The sequence below is a fragment of the Flavobacterium sp. ZT3R18 genome, from assembly GCF_007097385.1.
In the GTDB taxonomy this organism is placed as follows: Bacteria; Bacteroidota; Bacteroidia; order Flavobacteriales; family Flavobacteriaceae; genus Flavobacterium.
The window spans coordinates 133,936-146,731 of sequence record NZ_VJZS01000005.1 but is presented as its reverse complement, the minus strand read 5'-3'; the positions used below and the strand labels follow the sequence as shown (position 1 = coordinate 146,731).

The 12,796-nt window shown below is 34.4% G+C and carries 13 protein-coding genes and 1 tRNA gene; 7 read left to right on the top strand and 7 right to left on the bottom strand.

What is annotated here, in order from left to right; genetic code table 11:
• The first annotated feature begins 11 nt into the window (after window positions 1-11).
• Window positions 12-2,030: an OmpA family protein gene (locus FNW52_RS07815; RefSeq protein WP_143376896.1), complete on the top strand. Its 2,019-nt coding sequence runs from the start codon at window positions 12-14 to the stop codon at window positions 2,028-2,030.
• A 60-nt stretch (window positions 2,031-2,090) separates the two neighbouring features.
• Here the strand turns inward: FNW52_RS07815 and FNW52_RS07810 are convergent, their stop codons facing one another.
• Both FNW52_RS07810 and FNW52_RS07805 read right to left on the bottom strand, forming a co-directional pair.
• Window positions 2,091-2,348, bottom strand: a complete 258-nt coding sequence (locus FNW52_RS07810; RefSeq protein WP_143376895.1) for a hypothetical protein — start codon at window positions 2,346-2,348, stop codon at window positions 2,091-2,093.
• 444 nt (window positions 2,349-2,792) lie between these two features.
• Window positions 2,793-2,866, bottom strand: a tRNA-Met gene (locus FNW52_RS07805).
• Window positions 2,867-3,017: 151 nt separating this feature from the next.
• Between FNW52_RS07805 and FNW52_RS07800 the strand changes: the two genes are divergently transcribed.
• Together FNW52_RS07800 and FNW52_RS07795 are read left to right on the top strand one after the other, a co-directional pair.
• Entirely contained in the window at window positions 3,018-3,410 is a 393-nt protein-coding gene (locus FNW52_RS07800) for an START-like domain-containing protein (protein ID WP_143376894.1), read from the top strand.
• Window positions 3,411-3,462: 52 nt separating this feature from the next.
• Window positions 3,463-4,323, top strand: a complete 861-nt coding sequence (locus FNW52_RS07795; protein ID WP_143376893.1) for an aminotransferase class IV — start codon at window positions 3,463-3,465, stop codon at window positions 4,321-4,323.
• Between the two features lie 161 nt (window positions 4,324-4,484).
• Here the strand turns inward: FNW52_RS07795 and FNW52_RS07790 are convergent, their stop codons facing one another.
• The 5 genes from FNW52_RS07790 to FNW52_RS07770 form a co-directional block, all read right to left on the bottom strand.
• Window positions 4,485-5,045: a YqgE/AlgH family protein gene (locus FNW52_RS07790; RefSeq protein ID WP_143376892.1), complete on the bottom strand. Its 561-nt coding sequence runs from the start codon at window positions 5,043-5,045 to the stop codon at window positions 4,485-4,487.
• A gap of 116 nt (window positions 5,046-5,161) precedes the next feature.
• Window positions 5,162-5,434, bottom strand: coding sequence for an HU family DNA-binding protein (locus FNW52_RS07785; RefSeq protein WP_116764564.1), 273 nt, complete (start codon window positions 5,432-5,434; stop codon window positions 5,162-5,164).
• Window positions 5,435-5,614: 180 nt separating this feature from the next.
• A complete protein-coding gene (gene fmt / locus FNW52_RS07780) occupies window positions 5,615-6,562 on the bottom strand; it encodes a methionyl-tRNA formyltransferase (protein ID WP_143376891.1) in 948 nt (315 codons plus the stop codon).
• On the bottom strand, window positions 6,562-8,457 hold the full coding sequence (locus tag FNW52_RS07775) for an ATP-dependent DNA helicase RecQ (protein ID WP_143376890.1): 1,896 nt from the start codon (window positions 8,455-8,457) through the stop codon (window positions 6,562-6,564). The genes fmt and FNW52_RS07775 overlap by 1 nt, the downstream gene beginning before the upstream one ends.
• A 22-nt stretch (window positions 8,458-8,479) precedes the next feature.
• Window positions 8,480-9,013 (bottom strand): AAA family ATPase, encoded by a 534-nt coding sequence (locus FNW52_RS07770; RefSeq protein WP_143376889.1) that lies wholly within the window; start codon window positions 9,011-9,013, stop codon window positions 8,480-8,482.
• A gap of 373 nt (window positions 9,014-9,386) precedes the next feature.
• On the opposite strand from FNW52_RS07770, the gene FNW52_RS07765 reads away from it, so the two are divergent.
• The 4 genes from FNW52_RS07765 (at window position 9,387) to FNW52_RS07750 (ending at window position 12,781) form a co-directional block, all read left to right on the top strand.
• Window positions 9,387-9,683, top strand: coding sequence for a DUF493 family protein (locus tag FNW52_RS07765; protein ID WP_143376888.1), 297 nt, complete (start codon window positions 9,387-9,389; stop codon window positions 9,681-9,683).
• Window positions 9,684-9,685: 2 nt separating this feature from the next.
• Window positions 9,686-10,393, top strand: coding sequence for a DUF4290 domain-containing protein (locus FNW52_RS07760; protein WP_143376887.1), 708 nt, complete (start codon window positions 9,686-9,688; stop codon window positions 10,391-10,393).
• Between the two features lie 111 nt (window positions 10,394-10,504).
• Window positions 10,505-11,815: a UDP-N-acetylglucosamine 1-carboxyvinyltransferase gene (gene murA, locus FNW52_RS07755; protein WP_143376886.1), complete on the top strand. Its 1,311-nt coding sequence runs from the start codon at window positions 10,505-10,507 to the stop codon at window positions 11,813-11,815.
• Window positions 11,816-11,905: 90 nt separating this feature from the next.
• A complete protein-coding gene (locus FNW52_RS07750) occupies window positions 11,906-12,781 on the top strand; it encodes a cation diffusion facilitator family transporter (protein WP_143376885.1) in 876 nt (291 codons plus the stop codon).
• Window positions 12,782-12,796: the final 15 nt, after the last annotated feature.

The window sequence follows — 12,796 nt, the reverse complement described above, 5'->3', positions numbered from 1 at the left end:
ATAGTTATAAAATGAAAGCTAAAATTAATTACAAACAGGAGTTATGCATGACAGGGACTCCCAATAATCTTTCCTTTAAAAGTCTTTTGCTATTGACTTTGTTTTGGTTAAACGTACAAAGACCAGTTCAGGCACAAGAAATTAAGTACACAAAACCTTCTTGGTTCTTTGGTGTTGCAGGTGGTGCTAACTTTAATTTTTATCGCGGTTCAACACATCAGCTCAATTCGAGTTTAACTCCTGCAGTTACTTTTCATGATGGAGATGGAGTGGGGCTTTATTTAGCACCACTTATTGAATTTCATAAACCAGACACAAGATGGGGATTCATGTTTCAGGCCGGTTATGATAGTAGAAAAGGATCCTTTGATCAGAAAATTACTCCTTGTGATTGTCCTGCTGACTTGTCTACCGATTTAAGTTATATTACAGTAGAGCCAAGTATTCGTTTTGCGCCTTTCAAATCTAATTTATATTTGTATGGAGGTCCACGTTTGGCTTTCAATATGGATAAATCATTTACGTATGCGTTAGGAGTCAATCCTGCTTTTCCAAATCAAGAGGTAGCCTCTGAAGTAGAAGGAGATTTTGACGCTATAGACCAAACGCTTATTTCAATGCAAATTGGAGCAGGTTATGATATTCCGTTATCCTCACAAAATCATAAAACACAATTTGTTTTGTCTCCTTTTATTGCTTTTCAACCTTATTATGGGCAAAATCCACGTTCTGTAGAAACTTGGAACATAACTACAGTTAGAGCAGGTGTTGCACTTAAATTTGGACAAGGGAGTGAAATTGTGGTTCCTGAAGCAGTAGAGCCTCAAGTGCAATTTTCGGTATACGCACCTAAGAATATTCCAGGTGAACGTAACGTAAGAGAAACATTTCCATTACGAAATTATGTTTTTTATGATCTTGGATCGAATGAAATACCAACTCGTTACAAATTATTACGAAAAGAAGATGTGAAAGATTTTAATGAAGATCAAGTAGGAATTACAGCCTCTGTAAATCCATCCGGTCGTTCTGCTCGTCAAATGACTGTGTATTATAATGTAATTAACATACTTGGTAGTCGAATGGTAAAAGATCCTTCAAGTTCTATTACACTTGTAGGCTCTTCAGAAAAAGGATCGGAAGATGGTGTTTTGATGGCTGAATCTATCAAAACGTACTTGGTTAATGTATTCGGAATAAATGCAACAAGAATAAATATAAAAGGACAGTTAAAACCGAATATTCCATCTGAACAACCAGGAGGAAAAAAAGAATTAGTGTTACTTCGTGAGGGGGATCGTAGGGTTTCTATAGAAAGTAATTCACCTCAATTATTGATGGAATTTCAAAGTGGCCCGGATGCTCCGTTAAAACCATTAGAATTTGTTGCAGTTCAAGAAGCACCCATAGACAGTTATGTTACAATTGATGCCGTTGGTGCAAGTGAAGCATATTCATCATGGTCTTTGCAAACTACGGGTTCAGATGGACAGGTAAAACCTTTTGGTCCTTATACTCAAGAAAAAGTAAGTATTGCGGGTAAAGATATTATGGGAACTCGTCCTGAAGGTGATTATAAAGTAAAGTTGATAGGACAAACTAAAAGTGGTCTAATTGTAGAAAAAGAAACTACTGCACACATGGTGCTTTGGACACCGTCTAAAACTGAAGAAGGACTTAGATATAGCATAATTTTTGAGTTTAATAAGTCAAAAGCAATTGCTATGTATGAGAAATATTTGACTGAGGTTGTTACGACTAAAATACCTAAAGACGGAGTAGTTGTCATTCATGGTCATACTGATATTATTGGAGAAGAGTCTTATAATTTAAATTTGTCTTTGGATAGAGCAAATGAAGTAAAAAGCATTATCGAAAAAGCATTATTGGATACAGGTAGAAAAGATGTTACATTCGAAGTACATGGTTTTGGAGAAGATGAAAATGTATCTCCTTTTGAAAATAAATTTCCTGAAGAACGTTTTTACAATCGTACTGTGATAATTGACATTATTCCTGCTAGAAAATAGAAAAATAATTAGCTTGAAAATGCTCTTTTGGAGTTTAAAAAAGGATAGGAACTTAAAAGCCTATCTTTTTTTTTCTAAATCGCCAACAGCAGCAATCTGGTCGAGTATATTCGTTTGATTGGGCGAAATGTAATTTTTCACTTCGCTAGTATTTTCTTTCTTAAAAAGAAGGTCTAACGCATTGTAGAGTCTTAATAAAACGTCTCTATCCTCTTTTTCAATTTCCAAAGCGGTATTAAAATTAAAAACATAATTATTCGAATTGCGAACTTCTACTTTTATTGTTTTTGCCGTGATTTTAAATTTGACTATATCCATATTGTTCCATTGCTCTTTTTAGGTATTTGACATTCTCTTATCGAGTTCTGTTCTTTTTGTATTGCAAATCTTTGTCTGTTCTCTATTGTATTACTTGCTAAAAATAGTGTTTTGATTTGATATAAACACAAATCCTTTGATAATATAAGGATGCTAAATTCTTCCCTCTAATCCAACCGATGCTGTTCTAAAAGAGTATTATTTAGCTCGAACAAGTTCTATCTGCTTCGAAAATTTAAATAGTTGAGTGAATTTTAAACAGTAAAAACGAAAAAATAGATTTCATTTATATCTTTTTCGCTCAATGTTCTCGTCTCAATTTATAAAATACCTTACTCGAGTTCCTCACTTGAGTCCTCACTCGAAAAATTTAAAGTTGATATTTTTAATACATAATTCCAATAAAAAACCCTTAAACAATTGATGTTTAAGGGTTTGTTTTTGTAGCGAAGACGGGAGTTGAACCCGTGACCTCAGGGTTATGAATCCTGCGCTCTAACCGACTGAGCTACCTCGCCATATTCGAGACAAATCCTGTCCCTGAATGCGGGTGCAAATATAAGACAATAATTTGAGTGTGCAAGTAAAAATGATAAAAAAAAATATTTTTAAAAATGCTTTTTTCTTGTCGTAATATTCTATATATTTCCAAAAAATTAAAAGATGTTCATGGATCTAAAAGTACGTTACGAAATCGAATTCCCCATAAATTCTTCTCCTCAATTGTTGTATCAATATATCTCAACACCTTCTGGGCTATCAGAATGGTTTGCAGATAATGTTAATTCGAGGGGCGAGTTTTTTACATTTATTTGGAATGACTCTGAGGAAAAGGCTAGGCTTGCTTCCAAAAAGTCTGGCGAAAAAGTAAAATTTAAATGGGTCGATGATAATAATAAGGATACCGACTATTTTTTTGAATTAAATATTTTGGTAGATGAACTTACCAAGGATGTTTCTTTGATGGTAGTAGATTTTGCTCGTAAAGACGAGATCGAAGAGGCTACGCAACTGTGGGAAAACCAAATTTCAGACTTGAAACATGTAATTGGATCCGTGTAGTAAAATTGTATATTATAACTTATATTTGCCTGAATTAATTCAGGCTTTTTTTATGATAAATTTTAATGGAACTTTAGTGTCTCAGGATGCAAACATAGTAGCGCAAAATCGTGGTTTTTTATATGGTGATGCAGTTTTTGAGACTGTAAAAATTGTGAATTCAAAAATTCTATTTTTAGAAGATCATTATTTTCGGTTAATGTCCTCCATGCGTGTGATTAGAATGGAAATCCCCATGAATTTCACGATGGAGTACCTTGAAGAGCAAATTGTAGCTTTGGTAAAGAATAATGGCTTAGAATCGTCGTCACGCGCCAGAATAACGGTATATAGAAATGAAGGAGGATATTATTTACCTCAAAATAATACAGTTTCTTTTTTAATACAGGCAATTTCACTTGAAAATACTTTGTATGCTCTTGACGAAAAAGAATATGAAGTTGATTTGTATAAAGATTTTTATGTGACCAAGCATTTACTATCTTCAATAAAAACGACAAACCGACTTATAAACGTAACTGGAAGTATTTATGCCAGTGAAAACGGATTGGATAATTGTATTTTATTAAACGACAGTAAAAATGTCGTAGAGGCGTTACAAGGAAATGTTTTTATGCTGAAAGGGAAAGTTTTGATCACTCCGCCAGTTTCAGAAGGTTGTTTGAATGGGGTTATGAGAAAACAAATTTTAAAAATTGCCGAAAAACTAGAAGGTATTGAAGTAGTTGAAGAGATAATTTCTCCCTTTGATATTCAAAAAGCAGATGAATTATTTGTGACCAATGTCATTAAAGGTATTCAGCCAATTACAAAATATAGAAAAAAAGAATTTTCGATTGAAATTTCTAAAGTTTTAGTTGCAAGGCTGAATGAATTTTTAAACTTAGGTAATTATTCAGTAATTAGTGAATAGCCTTTAGTGATTAGCTAAAAATCGTAGATTCTGCGTAAATACAAGCGAAATTTGTGTAAAAAAAATAAACCAAATAGCTTTTAATTATGGACACTTCTTTTTTAGTGTGCACAAGAGCTAATCACTCTTCACTAATTGCTAAGGGCTGAATAGCTACAAACTTAGTTTAAATAGGGGTTTTCAGGAGCATTAGACCAAATAAGGTATTCTCCTCCAAGTTCTATGATTTGTTCTTTCCAGAAATGGGTAGCTGATTTGCCAATTATTTTGTTTTCATAATTGTTTTGGGTAATAATCCATGAATTGGATTCCATTTCTGTTTCTAATTGGTGCTCATCCCAACCAGTGTAGCCTAAAAAGAAACGAATATTGTCTTTTTTTATTTTACCGCTGTTGATCAGCTCTTTGGTGGACTCAAAATTGCCGCCCCAATAAATTCCGTTTGAAATCTCTATGCTGTTAGGGATTAATTCTGGAATGTTATGGATGAAATAAAGATTGTCTTGCTCAACAGGTCCACCATTGTAAATTTTGAAAGTGGCATCAATTTCAGGAATTAAATCATTGATGGTGTATTTCAAAGGTTTGTTAATGATAAAACCTACCGAACCCTCCTCGTTATGGTCAGCTAAAAGTATTACAGATCTGTTAAAAGATAAGTCGCCAATGATAGATGGCTCTGCAATAAGTAAATACCCTTTTTTTAATTTTTCGGAAATCATAAGGCTTTATTTTTTATTAAATTTAATAAAAAAACAGTAAAAACTCCAAATATAATCGTTGAAAGTATAAAAAAAACCTTCCATAGGAAGGTTTAATTATATAAAATAAACTATATTTAGTTTACTGCTCCTTCTAAATCTGCTCCAGCTTTGAATTTCACAACATTTTTTGCAGCGATTTGGATCGTTTTACCTGTTTGAGGGTTTCTTCCGTCTCTTGCAGCTCTAGCGGATACTGACCATGATCCGAAACCTACTAAAGAAATTTTTCCACCTTTTTTCAAAGTTTCACCTACATTTCCTAAAAATGATTCTAAAGCTAATTTTGCAGCAGCTTTTGTGATTCCTGCATCAGCAGCGATAGCGTCGATTAATTCTGATTTGTTCATAATAATAAGGTATTAATTGTTGGTTAAAAGAATTGTTATTACAACAAATTTAGTAGGAATTATGTTTCTTGCAAGGATTTTGTTCGATTTTAGCGCTTTTTGTTGATAACTTGGTTTTATTGTTCATAAAACGAGGTTTTTTTCTTTCAAAAAATTACTTAGCTCCCGTTTTTATTGGTTTTAATAGACTTTTGCACTTTCAGAAAAAACAACTCCATTTAATAATTCATGGGTATTCATTTTCTTTTTACCAGGAAATTGCAAACTTACTATTTGGATATAGCCCTCTGCAATGGCAACTTTCATCTCTTTTTTGGTGCATAATAAAGTCCCAGTAGGATGTTCGTGTTGTTCCAAAATGATTTTGGCTTCGTATATTTTTACATTCCACTCTTCATTTTTATCACTAAAAAAACACCAAGCCGCAGGGTAGGGGCTTAATCCTCGGATGAGGTTATTGATTTCTGAGGCCGATTTTGTCCAATCGATTTTACAATTCTCTTTGTTTAGTTTGTAAGCCGTTTTGATTTCTGCCGAATCATTTTGAATAGTTGTAGTTATATTTCCACTTTCTATTAATTTCAATGTTTCTATAACGGTACCACTTCCCAAATGCATCAAACGATCGTGTAGGTGCCCTGCGTTTTCTGATGCAGAAATTTCAGTTTCGGAACTCAAGATCATAGCGCCAGTGTCTATTTTGTCATCTATAAAAAAGGTAGTGACTCCGGTTTTGGTCTCTCCGTTTATAATTGCCCAATTGATAGGGGCGGCCCCTCTATAATTAGGAAGCAAAGAAGCATGAAGATTGAATGTGCCCAACGCAGGCATTTCCCATACCACTTTCGGCAGCATTCTAAAGGCTACTACGATTTGTAAATTAGCATTCAACGATTTTAATTCCTCAAGAAAACTTTCGTCTTTTAGGTTTGTAGGCTGTAATAATGTTAAGTTGTTTTCTAATGCATATTCTTTAACGGCGGAGTATTTTAATTTCTGTCCGCGACCTGCAGGTTTGTCTGCAGCGGTGATTACGCCTACTACTTCGTAATTGTTTTTGATTATGGTGTCCAGAATTCCAACAGCAAATTCTGGGGTTCCCATAAATATAATTCTTAATTTTTCCATTATGATTTTAAGGTGTATTTATTGTTCTTTTGAATTATTAGTTTCCCATTTTCTAATAATTGTTGCAGCACAAAGATAACATCGTCTGAGGTATCTTTGGTCTTATTTTGAATTTCTCTTGAATTTAAATCTTCGCTTTCTAATAGCTTGATTATTTTTTTTGAAAGCGTATTGTAGTCTTTTTGGGATTTGGTTTTCGTAATGCAATAGGAGCAAATGCCGCAATCAGTAGTTGCTTTTTCTCCAAAATAATCTAAAATCATTTTGCTTTTGCAAACGTTTTTCTCTTTAATATAATGAAGTACCGATTGAAGCTGCTCTTTTTTGTGCTGGTTTTGTCTCTCTAAATATTTTGAAACTTTACTAATAGTTCTTTCGTCTTCCCGAATCTCATTAAAAATTAAAGTAGCATCATTGTTTTTCGAACGGTATTCAATAATTTCTTTGTCTTTTAATTTGTGCAATACAGCTTGAACTTCTGCTTCAGAATGATGGGATTTTTTAGCAATCAACGGAAGATTAAAAGCGGTTTGCATTTCATAAATACCAGGGTAGGTTCTTAGTATGGCCAAAATGATTTCCTCGTCATTGGGGTTTAAGCTCGTATAGCGAATGACCTCTTTGGATGGAATTAGAAATTGTAACGTTATTTTTTCCGAAAATTCCTGAGATAAAGTAATAACACCTTGTCCATCCAGAAAACGCAGGGCATTAAAGGTTTTTAACGTAGAAAACCCATATTTTAAGCAAAAATGATGCAGGTTAAAAGTAAACTGTTCGTCAATCCCTTCTCCATAAGCAATTTGGAAATAATTGCAGAGTTTAACATACATGGTATTCAAAAACGGTTTGTCGGGAAGCACTTGTATAAATTGATTTTCGGTCTGAATAATATCAGATGGACTTGTCAATAATACCGCAAAAGCTTTGTCTCCATTTCTGCCAGAACGCCCCGCTTCTTGGTAGTAATTCTCAATATTTTCGGGTAGCTGAATATGGATAACGGTTTTTACATTGGCTTTGTCAATTCCCATTCCAAAGGCATTTGTAGCCACGATAACTTGGGCTTTTTCTTCCATCCACAGCTGCATGTTTTTGTCTTTTTCTCTAGAGGTAAGACCGCCGTGATAATAAGTAGCTTTAAATCCTAAGGATTGCAATTGACTCGAAATATCCAGGCATGATTTTCGGTTTCGAACGTAAATGATAGAAGGTTGCGGATTTTTTTTAAGGATTTGTTCCACCCGAAAAAGTTTATCTTCAACTTCAAAAACCATATAGGCAATATTTTTTCTGGCAAAAGATTTTTTAAATTGCTTTGGTTCGTGCAAACCCAATTCGGTAATAATATCTTCTTTTACTTTTGGGGTTGCCGTTGCGGTAAGTGCCAGAAACGGAACTTTGGGGAAATGTTCTTTTAAAGCAGAAATCTTCAAATAAGCGGGTCGAAAATCATGTCCCCATTGCGAAACACAATGCGCCTCATCGATAGTAATCAGGTTTATGGGGAGGTTTTTTATCCGATCCATAATCCAATCCGATTGTAATCGCTCTGGAGATACATACAGAAATTTATAATTCCCGAATTGGCAATTGTCTAGCAAATCAATCATCTCGTCAGATTTGATGCCACCTGTTAAAGCGATTGCTTTAATGTCGCGCTTTTGCAAATTAGCAACTTGGTCTTTCATCAACGCTACCAATGGCGAGATCACCAAGCATATTCCTTCCTTCATCATGGAAGGAACCTGAAAGCAAACTGATTTTCCACCTCCTGTTGGCATCAAGGCAAAAGTATCCTGACCGCTCAAAACCGAATCAATTATTTCATTTTGAAGAGATCTAAATTTGTCGTGTTTCCAATATTTTTGAAGAATAGCTAATGCTTCTTGCATAGAGTTCAGGTTTCAGAGAACGCTAAATTTTATCTAATATATAAAGAATTCTGTTATCTACACTATCTTTTGGCACTTCAATTAGATGGTACCCGTATTTCTGATAGGTTTCTATAAGGTGTTTGTAAATAGTTTTTGCTTGTTCAAAATTTTCGTAGCGCTCGCTGTCACTTTGGTAAATCTCTTCCCAAGGCGGAAGAATAAAAATTTTAGTGTAATTATTTTCGCGACAAGCCAAGTCAAAATGATCTGGATAAGAATCCCCAATATAATCCAAGTAGGCTACAACATCAGGAATGCCACGATCGATAAACACCATTGTATGTGCTTCATTTTGAGCATTATTGTATTGCTTAACTCTGCCATCAAGCAGCATTTGGCTAAACAGTAAAGGATCTTCTAGGAACAATTGCTCAATCCCTCTTTTTTGAGCCTCAAGCGTTACTTCACGAGAAATTTCGGGATAACAACAATAGCCTTTTGCAACCAAACTATCGATAATAGAACTTTTCCCCGTACCAGGGCCACCAATGATAACAATAATTTCTTTCTGCACTTTCTGTAATTAAACGGCAAAAATACTTAAAGTTATCGTTATTTTAAAAAAAATACCCTAGGATTTTTATCAGTTTGTTCAGGAGCGAATGATTGTTTCATTTTCGGGAGATATGGGTTCCTGCTGTACACTGTATCTTTTTATAAGGCTAAGAAAAATAGCCTTATAAAAAGGATGCCGTTTCCATCAGGGCTAAAAGGAAGTAATTGTTTTTTTTTGGAGATATTTTGTTGGATTAAAGCTGCTTTTAAACTCAAAATAAGTTGATACACATCTTGGTTTTAAAAAAACCTAAATTCTAGACGCAATTCTGAATTCTAAATTCTAAATTCTAAATTCAAAACCGTATATTTGCTTTTATTTTAATTTAAGAATGGACAACGATAAAGAAAGAGAAACCGCAGAATTTTACGAAAGACTGAAGGTTGAGTTAGATAATAGTAACACTTGGCCCGCAGAATATTTGTTTAAATTCATAGTTCCCACATCCGACGAAAACATCAAAAAAGTCGAAGAGGCTTTTGATTGTATGGGAGCTGTAATTAAAACAACAAAGTCAAAAACAGGAAAATTTACCAGTATTTCAATAGATTTAGAGGTCAAAGATTCACAAGAAATAATAGATAAGTACCAAGAAGTTTCTACAATAAAAGGTATAGTTTCCCTATAATTATGGTCGAAAAATATAAAAAAGAAATAGCGAATGATGTCGTTTTTAATTTAGAATACAATTCTGAAAGAGAGCACTTAATCATTCCAGAATATGGTCGTCATTTGCAAAAATTGATCGAGCAGGCAACTGTTATAGAAGATGATGTAGAACGCAACAAAGCGGCAAAATACATCATTCAAGTAATGGGGAGTTTGAATCCTCATCTTAGAGACGTGCCTGATTTTCAGCATAAACTATGGGATCAACTTTTCATCATGTCCGATTTTAAATTGGCAGCCAATTCGCCTTATCCAATTCCATCGCGAGAAGTTTTACAACTCAAACCCGATGTTTTAAAATACCCTCAGAATTTTCCAAAATACAGGTATTATGGTAACAATATCAAATATATGATTGATGTTGCCAATAAATGGGAAGATGGCGAAATGAAAAATGCATTGGTAAAAGTAATTGCCAATCACATGAAAAAATCCTATTTAAGCTGGAACAAAGACACCGTAAAAGACGATGTGATTTTTGAACACCTTTATGAATTATCAGACGGGAAATTGAATTTAATTCAAAGTTCAGAAGAATTATTAAACACCACCGATTTATTACGAACCAATAAAAGGATTTCCAATAAGATAACTCCTGCTGGACAACCTAAAATTCAAAGTAATAAAAATACTAAAACGGGGAAACCAAAACCGTTTATCAAGAAATAACTAATTAAAAAGAGAGACTAAGACACTAAGTCACTAAGTTGCTGAACAAAAAAGTACATAGGGAACTTAGAAACATAGAAAATTAGAATCTAAGAATCTTAAAACAAACACATGGGAATTTTTAAAATAGAGGGTGGCATTCGTCTAAAAGGAGAAATCACACCACAAGGAGCCAAAAATGAAGCATTACAAATTTTGTGTGCCGTACTTTTAACCCCAGAAAAAGTAACAATCAATAATATCCCAGATATTATTGATATCAATAAATTGATTACGCTTTTAGGTAATTTGGGCGTTAAAATCGAGAAAATAGGTTCTGGTTCTTATACTTTTCAATCAGATGAAGTAAATGTTGATTATTTAGAAACCGAAGCATTCAAGAAAGAAGGCGGATCACTTCGTGGTTCTATTATGATTGTTGGGCCACTTTTGGCACGTTTCGGAAAAGGATATATCCCAAAACCAGGAGGAGATAAAATAGGACGAAGAAGATTAGATACTCACTTTGAAGGGTTTATTAATCTTGGTGCCAAATTTAGATACAACAGAGAAGACCATTTTTATGGAGTAGAAGCTCCCGATGGGCTAGTGGGTGCCGATATGTTATTGGATGAAGCATCAGTAACCGGAACTGCTAATATTGTTATGGCAGCTGTTTTGGCCAAAGGAAAAACAACGGTTTACAATGCTGCTTGTGAGCCTTATTTGCAACAACTTTGTAAAATGTTGAACTCCATGGGAGCCAATATTACAGGAGTTGGATCTAATTTACTAACCATAGAAGGAGTTGAAAAACTAGGTGGTTGCGAGCATAGAATTCTTCCAGATATGATTGAAATTGGTTCTTGGATTGGTCTTGCGGCCATGACAAGAAGCGAAATTACAATCAAAGATGTGAGTTGGGAGAATCTAGGAGTGATTCCAAATGTCTTTAGAAAATTAGGAATTACACTAGAAAGAAGAGGAGATGATATTTTTATCCCAGAACACAAAGATGGTTATGAAGTAAAAACAGATATTGATGGTTCAATTCTTACCATTGCCGATGCGCCATGGCCAGGATTTACGCCAGACTTATTGAGCATCGTTTTGGTAGTTGCTACGCAAGCCAAAGGAGATGTATTGATTCATCAAAAAATGTTTGAAAGCCGTTTGTTCTTTACAGATAAATTGATAGACATGGGAGCAAAAATCATGCTGTGTGATCCGCACAGGGCTGTAGTTATAGGACATGATTTCAAATCACAGCTTAAGGCAACAACAATGTCTTCACCAGATATTCGTGCAGGAATCTCGTTATTGATTGCAGCATTATCGGCCAAAGGAACAAGTATTATTCAAAATATAGAACAAATAGATCGAGGATACGAGCGTATAGACGAACGTTTAAGAGCTATTGGAGCCAAAATAGTTCGAGAATAACAATAAATAATCAATTTTTAAAATCGCTTAAATAAATTTAATTTTCATTTAAAATTAGTTTGTTTAAGCGATTTTTAGTACAATAAAAAAATGGACGACAAAACGAATGAGCAAAAAGCCATAAAGGCAACCTATTTTAGTATAATTGGGAATACTGCATTGGCTCTTATAAAAGGATTAGCTGGTTTTTTTGGGAATTCCTATGCCTTGGTTGCAGATGCTATAGAATCAACTACTGATATTTTTGCTTCATTGTTGGTTTTATTTGGTATAAAATACTCCAACAGGCCAGCAGATGATAATCATCCGTATGGACATGGAAGAGCCGAACCATTAATTACCTTTTTAGTGGTTGGATTTCTAATTACATCGGCAACAATTATAGGATACGAAAGTATTATAAACATTCAAACGCCGCACCAATTACCCAAACCTTGGACACTTTTTGTGCTTGGAGCTATTATTCTTTGGAAAGAGTATTCGTTTCGTTTGGTAATGAAAAGAAGCAAGGAAACCAATAGTTCTTCTCTCAAAGCCGATGCTTGGCATCATAGAAGTGATGCGATAACTTCGGTAGCGGCCTTCATTGGGATTTCTATCGCCTTGTTTTTAGGAAAGGGGTATGAAGCCGCAGATGATTGGGCTGCTTTGTTCGCCTCGGTTTTCATACTTTATAATAGTTACCTCATTTTTAGACCCGCTCTTGGCGAAATCATGGACGAACATTTATATGATGATTTGGTCGAAGAAATTAGAAAAGTTTCCCTTCAAGTAGATGGAATTATCGATACCGAAAAATGTTTCATTCGTAAAGCTGGAATGAAATATCATGTCGATCTTCATGCCAGAGTAAATGGTACGATAACGGTAAAAGAAGGACACGATTTATCACATAAACTCAAAGATACGTTGAGAGAGAAAATACCAGAGTTGGGACATGTCTTAATTCATATTGAACCCAACTGAAAATGATTTCAATCC